Source organism: Pseudomonas jinjuensis, assembly GCF_900103845.1.
GTDB classification, from domain to species: Bacteria; Pseudomonadota; Gammaproteobacteria; order Pseudomonadales; family Pseudomonadaceae; genus Pseudomonas; species Pseudomonas jinjuensis.
The window spans coordinates 57,802-78,107 of sequence record NZ_FNIJ01000023.1 but is presented as its reverse complement, the minus strand read 5'-3'; the positions used below and the strand labels follow the sequence as shown (position 1 = coordinate 78,107).

The window sequence follows — 20,306 nt, the reverse complement described above, 5'->3', positions numbered from 1 at the left end:
TCGCCCGCGGGCGATAAAGAGGCCGACCCGGACGCCGTGCAATCGCACGGCGTCGTTCCCTCCGAATCCGACCGGCCATGACATCCATCCACGAGATACGCCCGGAGATCGACGACGGCATCGACCGCAAGGCGCTGGCCCAGCTGCGCCGGCGCTTCCTGACGATCAACCGCGGCCGTCTCGAGCGCACCATGGAAGGCCTGTCCTCGCGCCAGCGCCTGGTCCTGCGCCTGCTGCCGCTGCTGCTCGACGTCAACCACCCGCTGCTGCCGGGCTACGTCTCGGCCGCCACCCCCGCCGGCCTGTGCGGCTTCGCGCCGGACGACGAACTGCTCGGCGAAGCCCAGCGCCTGACCCGCTCGTTCAGCTACAAGCCCCGCCGCAATGCCGCGCCGCCGATCCATGGCCTGTTCCTGATGGGCAGCCCGGGCAGCGTGGCGCAGGCGGAATGCAGCGACCTCGACCTCTGGGTCTGCCATTCCCCCGACCTCGACGGGGCGGCGCTGGCCGAACTGCGGCGCAAGTGCGGGCTGCTGGAACGCTGGGCGCACGGCCAGGGCAGCGAGATGCACTGCTTCCTCGTCGATGCGCAGCGTTTCCTGCGCGGCGAGCGGGACGCGCGGCTGAGTTCCGAGGACTGCGGCAGCAGCCAGCACTACCTGCTGCTCGACGAGTTCTACCGCACGGCGATCTGGCTCGGCGGCCGCACGCCGCTGTGGTGGCTGGTGCCGCCGGAAGCCGAGGGCCGCTACGGCGAATACGTCGACACCCTGCTGCGCAAGCGCTTCGTCGATGCCGACGAGGTCCTCGACTTCGGCCATCTGGCGCGCATCCCGCCGGGGGAATTCATCGGCGCCGGCATGTGGCAGCTGTTCAAGGGCATCGACTCGCCCTACAAGTCGGCGCTCAAGCTGCTGCTCTGCGAGGTCTACGCCAGCCAGCATCCGCAGGTCGAATGCCTGAGCCTGCGCTTCAAGACTGCGGTCTACGCCGGGCGGCTGGAGCTGGACGAACTCGATCCCTACCTGATGCTCTACCGCCGGCTGGAGGAGTACCTGACCGCCGCCGGCGACCGCGAGCGCCTGGAACTGGTGCGCCGCTGCCTGTACCTGAAGACCGGCAAGAAGCTCAGCCGCCCGCCGCGGCAGGGCCGCAAGAGCTGGCAGCGCCAGCTGATGGAGCGCCTGGTCGGCGAATGGGGCTGGGATGCGCGCACCCTGGTCCTGCTCGACGAGCGCGAGCGCTGGAAGGTCCGCCAGGTGCTGCAGGAGCGTCGCACGCTGGTCAACGAGCTGACCTACAGCTACCGCTTCCTCTCGCGCTTCGCCCGCCAGCAGCAGGCGGTCAGCGAAATGAACCGGCGCGACCTGCAGGTCCTCGGCCGACGCCTGTATGCCGCCTTCGAGCGCAAGGCCGGCAAGGTGGAAGCGGTCAACCCGGGCATCGCCCCCGACCTCGGCGAAGCCGTCGTCACCCTGGCCCGCCAGCCGGGCGGCGAAGCGGGCGCGGCGGCCTCCTGGGCGCTGTACGGCGGCGGGCTGACGGCAACGGAGCTGGACAGCCACGCCCCGCTCAAGCGCACCCACGGCCTGGTCGAACTGCTCGCCTGGGGCCATCGCAACGGCGTCATCGACAGCGCCACGCGCTGCTCCCTGCACCCGGGCGACAGCGCCCTGCGCGAGGCCGAACTGGGCGGCCTGCTCGCCAGCCTGCAGCAGGCCTTCCCGCTGCCGCTGGCGGACGTTCCGGAGCAGCACCTGCTGCGTGCCAGCGTGCCGACCCGCTGCCTGCTGCTGGTCGACGTCGGTCTCGACCAGCCTGCCGAAGCGGAACGCGACAATCCGGTGCTGAGCCTCGACCTGGTGAGCCTGAACAGCTGGAACGAACTGCTGGTCAGCCGCCATGCCGGGCCGGGTGCCCTGCCCGACTGCCTGCGCGACCACCTCAACGCCCTGCCCGCCGGGGCGAGCCCGCCACGCCTGCTGGTGCGCTGCTTCCGCGCGGCGGCCAGCGCCCGGCGGGTGGAGGAACTGTTCACCGAGGTGACCGCCCGCTACGCCAGCGGCGAACGCGGGCGCTACCTGCTGCAGAGCGGCCAGCGTTTCCACCTCCTGCACCTGCAGCCGGGCGCGGTGGAGCACCGGCTGGCGGACGGCCGGTCGGCGCTGCTCGAACAGCTCGGCGAAGGCCGCGGCGAATTCAGCCCGCTGCACCTCGACCGCCACGCACTGGACGGCGAGGACCTGGCGCTGATCCTGCCGCTGGGCCAGGCCGGCTGCATCCAGGTGTTCTACCGCCTGGACAACGGCCACGCGGAACTGACGGTGCTCGACGAGCGCAACTCGCTGTGGCGCCAGCGCCAGCCCTGCGATGACGAGAACGGCCTGCTGGTGTCGCTGCAGCGCTTCCTCCAGGCCGTGCATTTCCGCCGCAGCGCGCAGCTGCCGCTGGTGGACGGACAGGTCCTGCCGGCCCCGGCGATCCGCTACTACCGGCTATTGCCCGACGGCCGCCAGCGCGCGCTGCGGGTGGAGCCGCGCGAGGTGCCGCAGAAGATGGAGACGCGGCCGTACTTCAACATCCAGGCGATCGTCGAACCGGGACAGGGCCGGCGGCAGATCACGCTGTACTGCGATCACCAGGAGTTCTCCGAGCTGGAATACGGCGGCCGGCTGTTCCATGCGGTGGCGCGGCACATCCTCGCGCGGCGCCACGGGCGCACGCGCTATCCCTGCTACATCACCGACCTTGACCTGTCGGCGCTGAAGGACGATGGACGTCTGCAGACCCTGCACTACCTGCGCTGCAAGCAGAGCCTTGAAGGTGCGCTGAACCGCGCGCTGGCCGAGGCCTGAGCGCGCAATCCGCGGGGAGGCGCGAAGAAGGGAAGGCGCTCAGCGGCTGTAGGCGCCGGCAGCCTCGGGCTGGTATTCGACTTCCAGCAGGGTGAGCTTCAGCGGCTTGCCGCTGGGGGCCGGCCAGTCGATGGTCTGGCCGCAGCTCAGGCCGAGCAGCGCAGTGCCGACCGGCGCCAGGATCGACACCTTGCCTTCGCCACCCACGTCGTCCGGGTAGACCAGGGTCAGGTGGTATTCCTTGCCGCTGCTCTCCTCGCGGCAGCGCACCGTGGAATTCATGGTCACCACGCCCGGCGGCACCTCGTCGTGGCCGACCACCTGGGCACGGGCCAGCTCCGCCTCCAGCGCCTCGGCGGCAGGACCGTACTCATCCAGGCTGTCGAGCAGGCGCTCCAGACGTTGCAGGTCGAGACGGGTAACGGTGATCGGCGGTGGTGTCGTCATGGTGTTCGGTGACCTCCTTGGCAGGCCTTCAAATGCAGAAAAAGCAAAACCCCGCCCAGGGCGGGGTTTTTCCGGACACTAGCACAGCGCCGCGAATAAGCAATACCACCCGGTCAGCCTTCGGGTGACAGCGGATTTCGCCGTCCCTGCGCCGCGCCCAGTATCTGTCGCCGGCGCGCGCCATCCGCCGTGTTCCACTCCAGTATCTCGGCCAGGCTGCGCCCGCAGCCGAGGCAGATGTCGGCATCGTCCAGGCAGCAGCGCCGGCGGCAGGGCGACGGCACGGGCGCCTGTGCGCCAGCGTCAGATACCGGGGAACTCGACATCCTCGCCCGCCTGTTCGATGGTCGCGCGGTTGAGCAGCGCGCCCAGCGGCTCGCGGCCGTTGTCGCTGAGCCAGAGATCGCCGGATTCGTCGTAGTCGAAATGGAACCCGCCGCTGCGCGCCGCCACCCACAGCTGCCGCAGCGCCGGCTGGCGGCTGAGGATCAGTTGGCTGCCGTTGGCGAAGCGGATGGTCAGCACACCGCCGGAATTCTCCAGGTCCACGTCCAGGTCGCTGCCATCGAATGCGTCTTCCACCGTGACCTGAACCGCATCGACCAGATCATGGAAACGGGCTTCGCTCAAAGTACTCATGCATCCCTCCTCATATTCGGCAAAGACTCAGTGTACCCCGGGATCGCCCCGGACTCTGCCCCGCCCGGCGCCTCCGCAAAGCCGTCCCGCGCCCCGCGACCGCGCTGCAAGCCCCGCCGGACGGGAGCCCTGTCGAATAGGCAAGGGGCCGGGGGGCCGGTATACTCGGGCGCAATCGACGCTTTCAACAAGGACTCCGCCATGAAGCGACTGCTTCTCCCCTTCGTCGCGCTCGCCGTGCTCGCCTCCGCGCTCGCCGGTTGTGGCCAGAAAGGCCCGCTCTACCTGCCGGACGACGAGAAAGCCAAGAGCGAACACAGCAAGGACCGCTACGGTTTCTGAGGGGGCTACATGCAGGCATTCGAGCTCCGCGCCGGGCAACCGGGCGCGGAATGCGCGGCATTATCGGCGCCCGGTCGCCCACTGGCTGAGTGAGGCGAGACGATGCTGCTGCGCTTCACCAAGATGCATGGCCTGGGCAATGACTTCATGGTCCTCGACCTGGTCAGCCAGCACGCCCATATCCAGCCGCGCCACGTAAAGGTGTGGGGCGACCGCAACACCGGCATCGGCTTCGACCAGTTGCTGATCGTCGAGCCGCCGAGCAACCCCGACCTCGATTTCCGCTACCGCATCTTCAACGCCGACGGCTCCGAGGTGGAGCAGTGCGGCAACGGTGCGCGCTGCTTCGCCCGCTTCGTGCTGGACAAGCGCCTGACCGCGAAGAAGTCGATCAGGGTGGAAACCAGGGGCGGGGTGATCGAACTGAACATCCGCGCCGACGGCCAGATCACCGTGGACATGGGCGCGCCGCACCTGGCCCCGGAGCAGGTGCCCTTCATCGCCGACGCCGAGGCGGTCAGCTACGACCTCGAGGTGGACGGCGAACATGTCGAGCTGGCTGCGGTCTCCATGGGCAATCCCCATGGCGTGCTGCGCGTCGACGACGTCGACAGTGCGCCGGTGCGCACCCTCGGTCCGCGCCTGGAAGTGCACCCGCGCTTCCCGCAGAAGGCCAACATCGGCTTTCTCCAGGTGCTCGAACCGAACCACGCGCGCCTGCGCGTCTGGGAACGCGGCGTCGGCGAGACCCAGGCCTGCGGCACCGGCGCCTGCGCCGCCGCGGTAGCCGGGATTCGCCAGGGCTGGCTGCGCTCGCCGGTGCAGATCGACCTGCCGGGCGGGCGCCTGACCATCGAATGGGCAGGGCCGGGCCAGCCGGTGCTGATGACCGGTCCCGCCGTGCGCGTCTACGAAGGCCAGGTGCGCCTGTAATCGAGGGTTCCATGAACGACAACAGCCAGGAAACCACCGCTCCGCTGGATGCCGAACAGGTCGCCGAGTACCTGCGCCAGCATCCGGAGTTCTTCGTCGACCACGACGAGCTGATCCCGGAAATGCGCATCCCGCACGAGAGCGGCGATGCCGTGTCGCTGGTGGAGCGCCAGGTGCGCCTGCTGCGCGAGCGCAACATCGAGATGCGCCACCGCCTGGCGCAGCTGATGGACGTCGCCCGCGACAACGACCGGCTGTTCGACAAGACCCGCCGCCTGGTGCTCGACCTGCTCGACGCGACCAGCCTCGAGGATGTGGTCGGCACCGTGGAAGACAGCCTGCGCCACGAGTTCCAGATTCCGCATGTCGGCTTCATCCTGTTCAGCGACAGCAGCCTGCCGGTGGGGCGCTCGGTGAGCAGCGGCGAAGCGCACCAGGCGATCGGCGGCCTGCTCTCCGGCGGCAAGACCATCTGCGGCGCCCTGCGTCCGCACGAGCTGGCCTTCCTGTTCGGCGAGGAGGAGCGCGAGAAGGTCGGTTCGGCGGCGGTGGTGCCGCTGAACTTCCAGGGCCTGCACGGCGTACTGGCGATCGGCAGCCCCGACCCGCAGCACTACAAGAGTTCCCTCGGCACGCTGTTCCTCGGCTACATCGCCGAGGTCCTGTCGCGCGTGCTGCCGCGATTTTCCACCCCGCTGCGCTCGGTCCGCTGAAGCGCGCGGAGGAGGCGAAGAATGAGCATCCGCCTGGTCACCTTCGACCTCGATGACACCCTCTGGGACGTCGCCCCGGTCATCCACAGCGCGGAAGCCGCCCTGCGCGACTGGCTGGCGGTCAACGCGGCCATGCTCGGCCCGCTGCCGATCGAGCACCTCTGGGCGATCCGCGCGCAGATGCTGGAACAGGAGCCGCTGCTCAAGCACCGCATCAGCGAGCTGCGCCGGCGCATCCTCCTGCATGCGCTGGAGGAAGCCGGCTATGCGCCGGCGGAAGCGCGGGAACTGGCCGAGGCCGCGTTCCAGGCCTTCCTCAGCGCGCGCCACCAGATCAGCCTGTTCCCCGAGGCGCAGCCCACCCTGGAACAGCTGGCCAACCGCTTCATCCTCGGCGTGCTCACCAACGGCAACGCCGACGTGCGCCGCCTCGGCCTGGCCGACTACTTCCAGTTCGCCCTCTGCGCCGAGGACCTGGGCATCGGCAAGCCCGACCCGCGCCCGTTCCGCGAAGCCCTGCAACGCGCCGGCGTGCCCGCCGAGCAGGCGGTGCACATCGGCGACCACCCCAGCGACGACATCGCCGGCGCCCGCCGCGCCGGCCTGCACGCCATCTGGTTCAACCCGGCCGGCAAGCCGTGGGAAGGCGAGGAACCGCCGAGCGCGGTGATCGCCAACCTGGCCGAGCTGCCGGCGGTATTGACCAGGCTGCGTTAGCCACCCCTGCACCAAACCTGCAGGAGCGAGCTTGCTCGCGATCCGGTGTTCCCCCTGGTGATGGGGTGCCGGTCGAAACCATGAATCGCCAGCAAGCTGGCTCCTACGAAATCCTGTCACCCATCACGCGCACATAAAAAAGCCCGCCGCTCCCCTTGCGGAGAGGGCGGGCTCGGGGAAAACGCAGCGGGTCAGATGGGCCGGCTGCCGTACTTGCTGTCCGGCTTCTTCGGCGGATCGGCGACCACGTTGGGCTCGATCTCCTGCACCTTGCCGCCACGAGAGAGGAACTCCTCCATCGCCCTGGCCAGGGCATCGCGGTCCTTCTTCTTCGCTTCAACCGAAGGAAGCTCTTCCTCCTCGACGGCGGCCTTGGCTTTCTTGCCGCCACCGGAAGCAGCGGCAGGGGCTTCGTCGCCTTCGGCGCTCTCTACGTCACCATCGTCAGCCGCGGCGAGTTCCTCGCCATCGTCCTCGTCGGTGCCGTCCAGATCGTCTTGTTCCAGTTCTTCGTCACTCATCTTTCAACCTCGTGGTGCTTGTAAAGCAGGTTAGTTATAGACCAGCTGCGCGCTTTGACGAACGCCGCTGGAAAAAATTCATACATATTCGCCCTGCAGGGTCGCCAGAACTTTCCGAGCCCCGCCGTTATCCCGGTGTTCGCCCAGATAGATGCCCTGCCAGGTACCCAGCGCCAGGCGTCCGTCGCGCACCGGCAGCGTCAGCTGGCAGCCCAGCAGACTCGCCTTGAAGTGCGCGGGCAGGTCATCCGGCCCTTCGTAATCATGCTCGTATCCCGCCTCGCCCTGCGGCACCAGCCGGTTGAAGAAACGCTCGAAATCCCGGCGAACCGAGGGATCGGCGTTCTCGTTCAGCGTCAGCGAGGCCGAGGTGTGCTGCAGCAGCAGGTGCAGGAGACCGACCCGGCAGTTCGCCAGCCCGGGAAGCGCCGCCAGGACGTCGTCGGTCACCAGATGGAAACCGCGGGACCGGGGGCGCAAGGTGATCAGGGTCTGTTGCCACATGCTGAAAGCCTGCAGTGCAGATACGCTGCGGGCGCATTCTAGCGTGGTGTAGGAAAAAGCAAAGGGCGCCCGTAGGCGCCCTCCGACATACCCGTGAAAAGTTCTACAGGTTGTAGCCGCGTTCGTTGTGCAGGGAGAGGTCCAGACCCATGGTTTCCTCTTCCTCGGTCACCCGCAGACCGATCACCAGGTCGATCACCTTGAGGATCACGAAGCTGACGATAGCGGTGTAGACGATGGTGAAGGCAACGCCCTTGAACTGGGTGAACAGCTGGCCGCCGATGTCTTCCACGCTGCCGAAGCCGCCCAGGGCCGGCGCGGCGAAGATGCCGGTGAGCAGGGCGCCGACGATACCGCCGACGGCGTGCACGCCGAAGGCGTCGAGGGAGTCGTCGTAGCCGGCGGCGCGCTTCAGGCTGGTGGCGGCGAAGAAGCAGATCACGCCGGAAGCCAGGCCGATGACGATCGCGCCCATCGGGCCGCAGGTGCCGGCGGCCGGGGTGATGGCCACCAGGCCGGCGACCACGCCGGAAGCGATGCCCAGGGCGCTCGGCTTACCGTGGGTGATCCACTCGGCGAACATCCAGCCCAGTGCGGCGGCGGCGGTGGCGATCTGGGTGACCAGCATGGCCATGCCGGCGGTGCCGTTGGCGGCGGCCGCGGAGCCGGCGTTGAAGCCGAACCAGCCCACCCACAGCAGGGCGGCGCCGACCAGGGTGTAGCCGAGGTTGTGCGGCGCCATGGCGACGTTCGGGTAACCCTTGCGCTTGCCCAGCACCAGGCAGGCCACCAGGCCGGCGATACCGGCGTTGATGTGCACCACGGTGCCACCGGCGAAGTCGAGCACGCCCCAGTCCCACATCAGCGCGCCGTCGCCGCTCCACACCATGTGCGCGATCGGCGCGTAGACCAGGGTGAACCACACCGCGGTGAAGATCAGCATGGCGGAGAACTTCATGCGCTCGGCGAAGGAGCCGACGATCAGCGCCGGGGTGATGATGGCGAAGGTCATCTGGAAGGTGACGAACACGCTTTCCGGGAAGGCGGCGGTCAGGCTGTCCACCGTCAGGCCGCTGAGGAAGGCCTTGTCGAGTCCGCCGATGAAGGAGCTGAAGTTGGTGACGCCCTTCTCCATCCCGGTGGTATCGAAGGCCAGGCTGTAGCCGTAGGCGACCCAGAGGATGCTGATCAGCGCGGTGATGGCGAAGCACTGCATCATCACCGAGAGTACGTTCTTGGCACGCACCATGCCGCTGTAGAACAGCGCCAGGCCGGGGATGGTCATCAGCAGCACGAGGGCCGTCGAGATCAGCATCCAGGCGGTATCGCCGCTATTGAGTACGGGTTCCTCGGCTGCCAGGGCCAGGCCTGGCATTACGAGGGGCAAAAGGGCTCCTAGCCCTGCGTACTGGCGCAGAGTCATTTTTCTTCTCCTGGGGCGTGTGGGTTCGGTGTGGCGGCTTAGATCGCGTCGGTGCCGGTCTCGCCGGTCCGGATGCGAATGGCCTGTTCCAGATTCACTACGAAGATCTTGCCGTCACCGATCTTGCCGGTGTTGGCCGCCTTGGTGATGGCCTCGATAACGCGATCCAGCTGGTCATCGGCAATCGCCACATCGATCTTCACCTTGGGCAGGAAGTCGACGACGTACTCCGCCCCCCGATACAGCTCGGTGTGGCCTTTCTGCCGGCCGAAGCCCTTGACTTCGGTCACAGTGATGCCCTGCACGCCGATCTCGGACAGCGACTCGCGCACGTCGTCCAGCTTGAACGGCTTGATGATGGCGGTGACTAGCTTCATGAAACTCTCTCCCGTGTTTTGGTGGACTCGCCCCAGGAAAACGAACCCAGGACAAGTCTAAGCGCAGTGCCTGGCTTTGTAACGCGCCGACCGCCCTACCCCGGTCACCCGGCGCTCTTCCAGCCGCGTCGCGATGCGGTCCCCTGCCTCGCCTGGCGCACCGAACTGCATCGGTGCACGCGATGCCAGGTGCAAAGCAGGAAGCTTGCCAATTCACTGAAACGCCAATTCCATCAGACACTTGGCGCAAATCCACGGCTTCCGGCCAGTGGCGAGTCGCCATCGGGCGCACCAGAAGCGCGCACGCCGCGGCAAGGCGCTGCTCAAGAACTGTGCAAGACCCCTTGCCCCCGCCAGCCGCGTGATAAACTGCCGGCCGATCCCATCCGGAACCCTCTCATGCTGCCGCCCAAAGCCTTTCTCGATGCCATCAGCCAACAGGCTGCCAAACTCTTCAGCGGCGAATCCCCGCTGCCCAAGGCCGAGCTGGAGGCCCAGTTCAAGGTCCTGCTGCAGAGCGGCTTCAGCAAGCTCGACCTGGTGAGCCGCGACGAATTCGACAGCCAGATGGTGGTCCTCGCCCGCACCCGCGCCCGCCTCGAGGCGCTGGAAGCCAAGGTCGCCGAACTGGAAGCCAAACTCACCCCGCCCGCCGAATAAGCCAACCCGCGGGCGGCATGCGATCAAGGAGTGATCCATGTCCCTGGCCATCGTCCACAGCCGCGCCCAGGTCGGCGTCGAAGCACCCAGCGTCACCGTCGAGGCGCACCTGGCCAACGGCCTGCCGTCGCTGACCCTGGTCGGCCTCCCGGAAACCGCGGTGAAGGAAAGCAAGGACCGCGTGCGCAGCGCGATCCTCAATTCCGGCTTCGAATTCCCCGCCCGGCGCATCACGCTCAACCTCGCCCCCGCCGACCTGCCCAAGGACGGCGGCCGCTTCGACCTGGCCATCGCCCTCGGCATCCTCGCCGCCAGCGGCCAGGTGCCCGGCGAGCAGTTGCAGGAATACGAATGCCTCGGCGAACTGGCGCTGTCCGGCGCGCTGCGCCCGGTGCAGGGTGTGTTGCCTGCTGCGCTGGCCGCCCGCGCCGCCGGGCGCACCCTGGTGGTGCCGCGGGAAAATGCCGAGGAAGCCAGCCTCGCCAGCGGCCTGCGGGTATTCGCCATCGGCCATCTGCTGGAACTGGCCGCTCACTTCGCCGGCCAGACGCCGCTGCAGCCCTACGAAGCCCGGGGCCTGCTGCGGGAGACCCCGCCCTATCCCGACCTCGCCGACGTGCAGGGCCAGGAAGCCGCCAAGCGCGCGCTGCTGGTGGCCGCGGCGGGTTCGCATAATCTGCTGCTGAGCGGACCTCCGGGCACCGGCAAGACCCTGCTCGCCAGCCGCCTGCCCGGCCTGCTGCCGCCGCTGGACGAGGACGAGGCGCTGCAGGTGGCGGCGATCCACTCGGTATCCGGGCGCGGGCCGCTGACCCACTGGCCGCAGCGACCCTTCCGCCAGCCGCACCACAGCGCCTCCGCCGCCGCGCTGGTGGGTGGCGGCAGCCGGCCGCAACCCGGGGAAATCACCCTCGCCCACGAAGGCGTGCTGTTCCTCGACGAACTGCCGGAATTCGACCGGAAAGTGCTGGAGGTTTTACGCGAACCGCTGGAAAGCGGCGAGATCATCATCGCCCGCGCCAACGGCCGGGTGCGCTTCCCGGCGCGCTTCCAGCTGGTGGCGGCGATGAATCCCTGCCCCTGCGGCTTCCTCGGCGACCCCAGCGGGCGCTGCCGCTGCACGCCGGAGCAGGTCCAGCGCTACCGCGCCAAGCTTTCCGGGCCGCTGCTGGATCGCATCGACCTGCACCTGACCGTCAGCCGCGAAAGCACCAGCCTGACGCCCACCGGCGGCGCCATCAGCACCGCCGAACTGGCCCGCCAGGTCGCCGCCGCCCGGGAACGGCAGTTGCGCCGCCAGGGCTGTGCGAATGCCTTCCTCGACCTGAAGTCGATGCACCAATATTGTGCACTGACCCGCGAGGACCAGACCTGGCTGGAATCCGCCGGTGAGCGCCTGGACCTCTCGCTGCGCGCCCTGCACCGCATCCTCAAGGTCGCCCGCACCCTGGCCGACCTGGAGGATGTGGAACGCATCAGCCGCGCGCAGCTGGCCGAAGCGCTGCATTACCGCGCCGCCGCCAGCTGATCCTTCATCCGCCCTACAGGTCTGTCAGAGGATCTCCTCCGGCGTCACGATCACCCAGTTCTTGTCCGCGGTCACCGGCTGGCCCAGCTTCGCCTGGGCCTCGGCGTTCTGCTTCATCATGCCGTTGAGCTGGTCCATGTACTTGGCCTTGCGATTCACCCACACGCGCAGACCGTTGTCGGCGGTGCCGTTGAACAGCATGTAGCCGTCGCTGCTCGGCGTGTCGCCGCCGACCAGGATGGGCCGCTTCCACTGGTCGATGTAGGTGAGGATCGCCGCCTGCTTGCCGGCCATCCAGGTCGCCGGCGTCCACAGGTAGGGGGTGACTTCCAGGTCGAGGTTGGCTGCCGGGTCATACTTGCCTTCGGCGATCTGCTTGCGGCTGGTGGTCAGTTCGCCGGTCGCGCGGTTCTTCAGCAGGGTGGTGACGCCGATGACGTTCTGTGGCTTGACGTTGTAGCCGTACTTCGGATCGGCGGCGACCATGCGCACCAGCTCCTCGTGGGCGGCGGTCATCACATAGACCTCGATGCCGTTCTCCATCAGCTTGTTGAACAGCTCGCGCTGGCCGCTGAAGATCTTCGGCGGCTGGATTTCCACCGGCTTCACCGCGTCGCCCTCGTAGTAGTCGCTGGGGATCGGCTTGCCATAGGCCATCAGCTCGTCCACGTAGCCCTTCAGCTCCTTGAGGGTGAAGCCGGAGAACACCTGGGCGACCCAGGGATAGCAGACCAGGTCGTCGAGCTCGCAGAGCCGGTAGTAGTAGCTGTTGAGGCTCTCCTTGTGGCCGCCGACGTCCTTGAACGGGATCAGCCGCAGCGACGGATCGAGCTTGTCGCGGGTCAGCACGCCCTTCATTTCCAGGAACGGCAGCAGCGACTCTTCCAGGTCGTAGCGGTAGCTGGTGTTGTCCATGTCGAATACGGCGTAGGCGCCCTTGTTGGCGTTGGCCGCGATCAGCGTGTCGAGTTGCCTGGCGGCGGCTTCCGGCCAGTGCTTCAGCTCGGTGGCGGCCAGGGCGGTGCTGGCGAGGCTGCCCAGCAGCAGGGCGGCGGTCAGGTGGCGCAAGGTCTTCATCGGTACCCCCGGAGATGGTCAAGGCAGGAGGGGAAGTGCGACAGCCGCGATCCTGCGCTTCCCTGGCGTGATGCACCATTGACCCTAGCAAAGCGACATGACCACTCGACGATGATCGCGACCGATAGCGTCGCGCTTGCGCCAGGACTTAGCCAATTACGACCATAGCCAATCCTGTTTGGGGCACGCATCGCGCTCCAGGCGCGCGATGCATTGGTCGCGGGCATGGCCCGCTCCTACAGGTGTTATCCGGGAAATGGCCGTTGCTCGCGAACATTTTTCCAGGAACAGACTCACTCCAGCAATTCCACCGGCGGCAACCTCATCGCCTGCACCTCCGCCAGCAGGAAGTTGCGCAGCCGGCGCAGGCGTTCCTGGTTGCGTCGCGCCTTCGGCCAGACCAGGTAGTAGCTGTCGCCGCTGGCCACCGCGCTCGGCCAGGGCAGCGCCAGGCGGCCCTGTTCGGCGTCCTCGGCGACCATCACCAGGTCGCCGATGGACAGGCCATAGCCCCGCGCCGCCGCGACTATGCCCAGCTCCAGGGTGTCGAACACCTGCCCGCCCTTCAGCGAGACCTGCTCGCCCAGCCCCATGCGCTGCAGCCAGCGCCGCCAGTCGCGGCGGTCCGGAGTCGGATGCAGCAGCTCCGCCCGCGCCAACCGCTCGGCATCCCAGGGTCCGGCATCGAGCAGCTTCGGCGAGCCGACCGGGATCAGCCATTCGCGGAACAGCAGGGTGCTTTCCCAGTCGTCGGGGAAATGCCCGCCGCCGAGCAGCACCGCGCAGTCGAACGGCTCATGGGCGAAGTCGACCTTGTCCACGTCCATCCAGGCGCTGGTCAGCTGCACCTCGTTGTCGCTGCCCTGCAGGCGGAAGGCGCTCAGCCGCGCCAGCAGCCAGCGCATGGTCAGGGTCGAGGGCGCCTTCAGGCGCAGCACGCCTTCCTCCGCGCGCAACGCCGAGCAGGCCCGCTCCAGCGCATCGAAGCCGTCGCGCAGGCCGGGCAGCAGCAGGCGCGCCGCTTCGCTCAGCTCCAGCTGGCGGCCGCGGCGCTGGAACAGGCGGCAGTCGAAGTGCTCTTCCAAGGTGCGGATATGCCGGCTCACCGCGCTCTGGGTGATCGCCAGTTCCTCGGCGGCGCGGGTGAAGGAGGCATGCCGAGCGGCGGCTTCGAAGGCGCGCAGGGCATAAAGCGGAGGAAGCTGGCGGGACATGGGATTCTGCTCGACGAATGACAGGATGAGTCTAACTCATGGCTGGCATCGCTTTTTTCCCTTTGTGCCCGGCAGTGCAGGGCTCGGAAAATGGGCTTCGCGACGCATCCAGCGCCGCCCGGACAGATGCACGAATTCCATGAATCACTCATACCGCAGCGAACTGGCCGCCATCCTGCGCCTCGCCGGGCCGCTGATCGCCGCCCAGCTGGCCTACGTGGCGATGATCTTCACCGACACCCTGATGATGGGCCGGCTCGGCACCGAGGCGCTGGCCAGCGGCGGGCTGGGCGCGACCAGCTATTCCTTCGTCTCGATGTTCTGCGTCGGCGTGGTGGCGGCGGTGGGCAACCTGGTGGCGATCCGTCATGGCGCCGGCGACAGCCAGGGCGTGGCCCGGGTGACCCGTTCCGGACTGTGGGTCGGCGCCGGCCTGGCGCTGCTCGCCGGCCTGCTGCTGTGGAATCTCGAAAAGCTCCTGCTGCTCTTCGGCCAGGCACCGCAGACGGTGCACGGCACCATGAGCTTCCTGCACAGCATCGTCTTCGCCCTGCCCGGCTACATGGCCTTCATGGTGCTGCGCGGCTTCACCAGCGCCATCGAACGGGCCGGCCCGGTGATGGCGATCAGCATCGTCGGCGCGCTGGCCAACCTGCTGCTCAACCTGGCCTTCATCGAAGGCTGGTTCGGCCTGCCACGGCTGGGGCTGGCCGGCATCGGCCTGGTCACCGCCATCGTCATGAACGTCATGCCTCTGCTGCTGGCGCTGTATATCCGCCGGCATCCGGCCTATGCCGGCTACCCGCTGCTGGCCGGCCTGTCGCGGCCGGACCTGCGCACCATCGGCGAAACCCTGCGCCTCGGCCTGCCGATCGGCGGCACCTACGCGGTGGAAGGCGGCATGTTCACCGTCGCCGCGCTGTGCATGGGCGCCATCGGCAGCGTCGCGCTGGCGGCGCATCAGATCGCCATCCAGGCGGTGTACGTCGCCTTCATGGTGCCGGTGGGGATTTCCTACGCGACCACCTTCCGCATCGGCCAGCATTTCGGCGCCGGCCGGCTGTCCGGGGCGCGCCGCGCCGGGCGGGTCGGCATCGGCTTCGGCGCGACCTGCATGTTCGCCTTCGCCGCGCTGTTCTGGCTGCTGCCGGAGTGGGTGGTCGGGCTGTTCCTCGACCGCGCCGACCCGGCCAACCAGGCAGTGGTGCAGCTGGCCATCGGCCTGCTGGCGATCGCCGCCTGGTTCGAGCTGTTCGACGGCACCCAGACCATCGCCATGGGCGCCATCCGCGGCCTCAAGGATGCGCGCACCACCTTCCTCGTCGGCCTCGCCGGCTACTGGCTGGCCGGCGTGCCGGCGGCCTGGCTGCTGGCCTTCCCGTTCGGCTGGGGCGCCCATGGCGTGTGGTGGGGACTGGCCGCCGGGCTGGCCTGCGCCGCGTTCGGCCTGTGCCTGGCGTTCGAGCGGAAGACCGCGCGCCTGCTCGACGAGGCGCCGCCGGCCTTCAGTTGCCGGCCGGATCCCGCAGCCTGAGCGGAAGCAGGTCGAAGGCCAGGAAGCGCACCAGCTCCGGCACCGGCAGCGGCTGGCTGATCAGGTAGCCCTGCACCTGGTCGCAGCCGAACTGCCGCAGGACTGCCTGCTGCTCGGGGCTTTCCACCCCTTCGGCGACCACTTCCAGGTCGAGGTTGTGCGCCAGGTTGATCATCGCCCGCACCAGTTGGCGATTCTCCGCGCGCTCCTGCATGCCGCCGACGAAGCTGCGGTCGATCTTCAGCTGGGTGATCGGCAGGCTGCTCAGGTGGACGAAGGAGGAATAGCCGGTGCCGAAGTCGTCCAGCGAGAAACGCACGCCGAGCCGGCCCAGCGCCAGCATGGTCCGCTGCACCTGCTCGCTGCGGCGCATCACGGCGGTCTCGGTCAGCTCGAATTCCAGCCAGCGGGCATCGATGCCGCGCTCGGCGATCAGGCGCTCCAGGGTCGGCAGCAGCTGGCTGTCCTGGAACTGGCGGAACGACAGGTTGATCGCCATGCGCAGCGGCGGCAGGCCGTGCTCGTGCAGCGATTGCATGTCGCGCAGGGCGCGGTCGATCACCCAGTAGCCGAGCGGCACGATCAGCCCGCTTTCCTCGGCCAGCGGCACGAAGTCGTCCGGCAGCAGCAGGCCGCGCTGCGGATGACGCCAGCGCACCAGCGCCTCCAGGCCGACGACGCGGCCTTCGCGCAAATCCAGGCGCGGCTGGTAGTGCAGCTCCAGCTGCTCGCGGCGCAGCGCGCGGCGCAACTCGCTTTCCAGGTCGGCCAGGCTGCGTGCGCCACGGTTGAGGCGCGGATCGAACAGGTGGAAGGTGCAGCCCTGGCGCGACTTGGCCTGCTGCATGGCGATGTGGGCGTGCCACAGCAGGGTATCGACCCCGTCGCCGCCGTCGGCATGGGCGATGCCCAGGCTGCAGCCTAGCAGCAGGCTCTCGCCTTCGACCCAGTACGGCTCGCCCAGAGCCTCGACGATGCGCTCGGCGACGCGCCGGGCCCGCCGCGCATCGCCGCGGGTATCCAGCAGCAGGGCGAACTCGTCGCTGCCCAGGCGCGCCAGCTGGTCGCCGCCTTCCAGTTGCGCCTGCAGGCGCGCCACTACCTGCAGGATCAGGCGATCGCCGGCCTGGTGGCCAAGGGCGTCGTTGACGTGGCGGAAGTTGTCCAGGTCCAGATGGCCGAGGGCCAGGTGCTGTCCGGCGTCCTGAGCGAGGCGCGCGGCGAGCAGGGTGTGGAAGCCCTGGCGGTTGGCGATGCCGGTCAGCGGGTCCTGCTCGGCCAGGCGCTGCAGGCTGTCCTGCAGGCTGAAGCGCTCGCGCAGGTAGCGCAGGCAGCGGCGCAGCACATCGGCGTCGAGGCGTCCGGCTACCAGCCAGTCGGCGATGCCATGGGGCGGTTCCGCCGGCTCCTCGTCGAGCAGCAGCACCAGCGGCAGCGGACATTCCCGGATGGACGGCGCCAGCGCCGGAGTGGCGAGGACCAGGGCGATGGGCAAGGTGTCGGCGGACTGGCAGGCGGCCTGCCAGGAAGATGCGGTGACCAGCGTATAGCCGGCTCCCAGCGCGGCGAGATGCTCGCGCAGCATTGCGGCCCACTGCGGCGTATCCGCCAGCAGGAGCAGGCGCGCTGGTTCCACCGACGCAGCCAAGCGACCCCCGAAATTCATCAAAAGAGACGTCAGAGCAGGCGTCCCGGTTCTGCTCCCTCTCCGCAAATGGAGAGGATTCGCTGAAACTCTTGAGAGTTTTCTTCAAATAGTGCGGCTACAGCCTAATACAACCAGAGATTCATCCGAAACAGGGAATTGCGATCGCCTCGCAAATAGACGGTCTTCCCGAACGGCGTCACCACCGCCCGGGTGCCCTGCTAGAATACGCGCCCGCTTCGCCCTCGGATTTCTCTTCTCTATGTCCCGACTCAATCCCCGGCAGCAAGAGGCCGTGAACTTCGTCGGCGGCCCCCTGCTGGTGCTGGCCGGCGCCGGTTCCGGCAAGACCAGCGTGATCACCCGCAAGATCGCCTACCTGGTCCAGCAGTGCGGCATCCGCGCCCAGTACATCGTCGCCGTGACCTTCACCAACAAGGCCGCCCGCGAGATGAAGGAGCGCGTCGGCACCCTGCTGCGCCCCGGCGAGGGCAAGGGACTGACGGTCTCGACCTTCCACAACCTGGGCCTGAACATCATCCGCAGGGAACACGCGGCGCTCGGCTACAAGCCGGGCTTCTCGATCTTCGACGAGACCGACGTGAAGGCGCTGATGACCGACATCATGCAGAAGGAGTATTCGGGCGATGACGGCGTCGACGAGATCAAGAACCTGATCGGCGCCTGGAAGAACGACCTGGTCCTGCCCGAGGAAGCCCTGGAGAAGGCGCGCAACCCCAAGGAACAGACCGCGGCGATGGTCTACCTGCACTACCAGCGCACGCTCAAGGCGTACAACGCGGTGGACTTCGACGACCTGATCCTGCAGCCGGTGAAACTCTTCCAGGAAAACCCCGAAATTCTGGAAAAATGGCGCAATCGTGTGCGCTACATGCTGGTCGACGAATACCAGGACACCAACGCCAGCCAGTACCTGCTGGTGAAGATGCTGGTGCAGCAGCGCGCGCAGTTCACCGTGGTCGGCGACGACGACCAGTCGATCTACGCCTGGCGCGGCGCGCGGCCGGAAAACCTGATGCAGCTGAAGGAAGACTTCCCCTCGCTGAAGGTGGTGATGCTGGAGCAGAACTACCGCTCCACCAGCCGCATCCTCAAGTGCGCCAACATCCTCATCGCCAACAACCCCCACGTGTTCGAGAAGCAGCTGTGGAGCGAGATGGGCGAAGGCGACCCGATCCGCGTGATCCGCTGCCGCAACGAGGAAGCCGAGGCCGAGCGCGTGGCGATGGAAATCCTCACCATCCACCTGAAGACGCAGCGGCCCTACAGCGAGTTCGCCATCCTCTATCGCGGCAACTACCAGGCCAAGCTGATCGAGCTGAAGCTGCAGCACCACCAGATTCCCTACCGGCTGTCCGGCGGCACCAGCTTCTTCGGCCGCCAGGAAGTGAAGGACCTGATGTCCTATTTCCGCCTGCTGGTGAACCCGGACGACGACAACGCCTTCCTCCGCGTGATCAACGTGCCGCGCCGGGAAATCGGCTCGACCACCCTGGAAAAGCTCGGCAACTACGCCACCGAGCGCAAGTGCTCGATGTACGACGCAATCGACGAGATGGGCCTGTCCGAGCATCTGGACGCCCGCTACGTCGAGCGCCTGCAACGCTTCAAGCGCTTCATCGACAAGGTCCGCGAGCAGTGCGCCGGCAACGACCCGATCGGCGCGCTGCGCAGCATGGTGATGGATATCGACTACGAGAACTGGCTGCGGCAGAACGCCTCCAGCGACAAGGTCGCCGACTTCCGCATGGGCAACGTCTGGTTCCTCATCGACGCGCTGAAGAACACCCTCGAGCGCGACGAGGAAGGTGACATGACCATCGAGCAGGCCATCGCCAAGCTGGTCCTGCGCGACATGCTGGAACGCCAGCAGGAAGAGGAAGAAGGCGCCGAGGGCGTGCAGATGATGACCTTGCACGCGTCCAAGGGCCTGGAATTCCCCTACGTGTTCATCCTCGGTGTGGAAGAAGAAATCCTCCCGCACCGATCCAGCATCGAGGCCGACACCATCGAGGAGGAGCGCCGCCTGGCCTACGTGGGCATCACCCGGGCGAAGAAGAACCTGGCCATGACCTTCGCCGCCAAGCGCAAGCAGTACGGCGAGATCATCGATTGTTCGCCCAGCCGCTTCCTCGACGAACTGCCGCCCGAGGACCTGGTCTGGGAAGGCCAGGAAGACGCGCCGCAGGAGGTCAAGGTGGCCAAGGGTAACTCCGCGCTGGCGGATATCCGGGCGCTGCTGAAAAGGTAATTCACCCCGTAGCTCTGCGGGTCGCGGGCATGGCCCGCTCCTACAAGGGGGAGACTGTGCCTCCGTAGGAGCAACTGTCTTGGTATCTCAGTGCATTTTGTTCGCGAGCAAGCTCGCTCCTACGAAGAGCGGGAGCGTACCTGTAGGAGCGAGCTTGCTCGCGAATTCTGTGTAGGAGCGGGCCATGCCCGCGACATTACAGACGGGGTGCCCACGCATCCTGTCCGACCGATCAGATTTTCCTTCGTCGGCCCGTCGCGCAGAATCCTGCTGGCGAGTTAGAATTACGCGCTTCATCAGCGGCAGCAGCTCCGCCAGGAAGCACCATCGTGGAAATTCTCAAAGACAAAATCCGTAGCGAAGGCATCGTTCTCTCCGACCAGGTCCTCAAGGTCGACGCCTTCCTCAATCACCAGATCGACCCGCTGCTGATGAAGCAGATCGGCCATGAATTCGCCGAACGCTTCAAGGGCCAGGGCATCACCAAGATCGTCACCATCGAGGCTTCCGGCATCGCCCCGGCGATCATGGCCGGCCTGGAGCTGGGCATTCCGGTGATCTTCGCCCGCAAGTTCCAGTCGCTGACCCTGAAGAGCGACCTGCTGATCTCCAAGGTGTTCTCCTTCACCAAGCAGACCGAGAGCACCATCGCCATCTCCGCCAAGCACCTGACCAGCGCCGACCACGTACTGGTGATCGACGACTTCCTCGCCAACGGCCACGCCGCCAAGGCGCTGATCGACCTGATCACCCAGGCCGGCGCCAGCATCGCCGGGATCGGCATCGTCATCGAGAAGTCCTTCCAGGAAGGCCGCGCCCTGCTGCAGAACGAGGGCTACCGGGTCGAGTCGCTGGCGCGGGTGAAGTCCCTCGCCAACGGGCAGGTCGAGTTCCTCGACGAGTAA

20 protein-coding genes are annotated in these 20,306 nt (G+C 67.4%); 10 read left to right on the top strand and 10 right to left on the bottom strand.

Annotated features, from left to right (window positions below; translation table 11 throughout):
- Window positions 1-77: 77 nt before the first annotated feature.
- Window positions 78-2,855, top strand: coding sequence for a class I adenylate cyclase (locus tag BLR75_RS24775; protein WP_084314881.1), 2,778 nt, complete (start codon window positions 78-80; stop codon window positions 2,853-2,855).
- Between the two features lie 39 nt (window positions 2,856-2,894).
- Here BLR75_RS24775 and rnk read toward each other — a convergent pair whose 3' ends face one another.
- From rnk to cyaY, 3 genes are all read right to left on the bottom strand, one after another.
- Window positions 2,895-3,302: a nucleoside diphosphate kinase regulator gene (gene rnk / locus BLR75_RS24770; RefSeq protein ID WP_084314880.1), complete on the bottom strand. Its 408-nt coding sequence runs from the start codon at window positions 3,300-3,302 to the stop codon at window positions 2,895-2,897.
- Window positions 3,303-3,415: 113 nt separating this feature from the next.
- A complete protein-coding gene (locus BLR75_RS24765) occupies window positions 3,416-3,628 on the bottom strand; it encodes a DUF1289 domain-containing protein (protein ID WP_084314879.1) in 213 nt (70 codons plus the stop codon).
- Window positions 3,606-3,941 (bottom strand): iron donor protein CyaY, encoded by a 336-nt coding sequence (gene cyaY / locus BLR75_RS24760; RefSeq protein WP_084314878.1) that lies wholly within the window; start codon window positions 3,939-3,941, stop codon window positions 3,606-3,608. Before cyaY ends, BLR75_RS24765 begins: the two co-directional genes overlap by 23 nt.
- 201 nt (window positions 3,942-4,142) lie before the next feature.
- Here cyaY and lptM point away from each other — a divergent pair, with 201 nt between their 5' ends.
- The 4 genes from lptM (at window position 4,143) to BLR75_RS24735 (ending at window position 6,646) form a co-directional block, all read left to right on the top strand.
- A complete protein-coding gene (gene lptM / locus BLR75_RS24750; protein WP_084314876.1) occupies window positions 4,143-4,283 on the top strand; it encodes an LPS translocon maturation chaperone LptM in 141 nt (46 codons plus the stop codon).
- 102 nt (window positions 4,284-4,385) lie between these two features.
- Window positions 4,386-5,216 (top strand): diaminopimelate epimerase, encoded by an 831-nt coding sequence (dapF, locus tag BLR75_RS24745; protein ID WP_084314875.1) that lies wholly within the window; start codon window positions 4,386-4,388, stop codon window positions 5,214-5,216.
- 11 nt (window positions 5,217-5,227) lie between these two features.
- The gene (locus tag BLR75_RS24740; RefSeq protein WP_084314874.1) at window positions 5,228-5,929 is read left to right on the top strand and encodes a DUF484 family protein; all 702 of its coding nucleotides are present in this window, start codon (window positions 5,228-5,230) and stop codon (window positions 5,927-5,929) included.
- A 21-nt stretch (window positions 5,930-5,950) separates the two neighbouring features.
- Window positions 5,951-6,646: an HAD family hydrolase gene (locus tag BLR75_RS24735; RefSeq protein WP_084314873.1), complete on the top strand. Its 696-nt coding sequence runs from the start codon at window positions 5,951-5,953 to the stop codon at window positions 6,644-6,646.
- 191 nt (window positions 6,647-6,837) lie between these two features.
- On the opposite strand, the gene sutA is transcribed toward BLR75_RS24735, so the two are convergent.
- The 4 genes from sutA to glnK all read right to left on the bottom strand — a co-directional run bounded on the left by sutA (window position 6,838) and on the right by glnK (window position 9,471).
- The gene (gene sutA / locus BLR75_RS24730; RefSeq protein ID WP_084314872.1) at window positions 6,838-7,167 is read right to left on the bottom strand and encodes a transcriptional regulator SutA; all 330 of its coding nucleotides are present in this window, start codon (window positions 7,165-7,167) and stop codon (window positions 6,838-6,840) included.
- A 78-nt stretch (window positions 7,168-7,245) separates the two neighbouring features.
- Window positions 7,246-7,671, bottom strand: a complete 426-nt coding sequence (locus BLR75_RS24725; protein WP_084314871.1) for a secondary thiamine-phosphate synthase enzyme YjbQ — start codon at window positions 7,669-7,671, stop codon at window positions 7,246-7,248.
- 103 nt (window positions 7,672-7,774) lie between these two features.
- Window positions 7,775-9,094 (bottom strand): ammonium transporter, encoded by a 1,320-nt coding sequence (locus BLR75_RS24720; RefSeq protein ID WP_084314870.1) that lies wholly within the window; start codon window positions 9,092-9,094, stop codon window positions 7,775-7,777.
- 38 nt (window positions 9,095-9,132) lie between these two features.
- Window positions 9,133-9,471: a P-II family nitrogen regulator gene (gene glnK / locus BLR75_RS24715; RefSeq protein WP_003457590.1), complete on the bottom strand. Its 339-nt coding sequence runs from the start codon at window positions 9,469-9,471 to the stop codon at window positions 9,133-9,135.
- A gap of 399 nt (window positions 9,472-9,870) precedes the next feature.
- Between glnK and BLR75_RS24710 the strand changes: the two genes are divergently transcribed.
- Together BLR75_RS24710 and BLR75_RS24705 are read left to right on the top strand one after the other, a co-directional pair.
- Entirely contained in the window at window positions 9,871-10,131 is a 261-nt protein-coding gene (locus BLR75_RS24710; RefSeq protein WP_084314869.1) for an accessory factor UbiK family protein, read from the top strand.
- 37 nt (window positions 10,132-10,168) lie between these two features.
- A complete protein-coding gene (locus tag BLR75_RS24705; protein WP_084314868.1) occupies window positions 10,169-11,659 on the top strand; it encodes a YifB family Mg chelatase-like AAA ATPase in 1,491 nt (496 codons plus the stop codon).
- 24 nt (window positions 11,660-11,683) lie between these two features.
- Here the strand turns inward: BLR75_RS24705 and BLR75_RS24700 are convergent, their stop codons facing one another.
- On the bottom strand, window positions 11,684-12,736 hold the full coding sequence (locus BLR75_RS24700; protein ID WP_084314867.1) for a phosphorylcholine phosphatase: 1,053 nt from the start codon (window positions 12,734-12,736) through the stop codon (window positions 11,684-11,686).
- Window positions 12,737-13,029: 293 nt separating this feature from the next.
- Entirely contained in the window at window positions 13,030-13,950 is a 921-nt protein-coding gene (locus BLR75_RS24695; protein ID WP_084314866.1) for a LysR substrate-binding domain-containing protein, read from the bottom strand.
- 139 nt (window positions 13,951-14,089) lie between these two features.
- Between BLR75_RS24695 and BLR75_RS24690 the strand changes: the two genes are divergently transcribed.
- Complete coding sequence (locus BLR75_RS24690) at window positions 14,090-15,484, top strand: NorM family multidrug efflux MATE transporter (RefSeq protein ID WP_084314865.1); 1,395 nt, start codon at window positions 14,090-14,092, stop codon at window positions 15,482-15,484.
- On the opposite strand, the gene BLR75_RS24685 is transcribed toward BLR75_RS24690, so the two are convergent.
- Window positions 15,456-17,132, bottom strand: a complete 1,677-nt coding sequence (locus BLR75_RS24685) for a putative bifunctional diguanylate cyclase/phosphodiesterase (RefSeq protein WP_084314864.1) — start codon at window positions 17,130-17,132, stop codon at window positions 15,456-15,458. The two genes, BLR75_RS24690 and BLR75_RS24685, sit on opposite strands and share 29 nt — an antisense overlap.
- A gap of 259 nt (window positions 17,133-17,391) precedes the next feature.
- Between BLR75_RS24685 and rep the strand changes: the two genes are divergently transcribed.
- Window positions 17,392-19,401, top strand: coding sequence for a DNA helicase Rep (gene rep, locus BLR75_RS24680; protein WP_084314863.1), 2,010 nt, complete (start codon window positions 17,392-17,394; stop codon window positions 19,399-19,401).
- A 329-nt stretch (window positions 19,402-19,730) separates the two neighbouring features.
- Window positions 19,731-20,306, top strand: a complete 576-nt coding sequence (locus BLR75_RS24675; RefSeq protein ID WP_084314862.1) for a xanthine phosphoribosyltransferase — start codon at window positions 19,731-19,733, stop codon at window positions 20,304-20,306.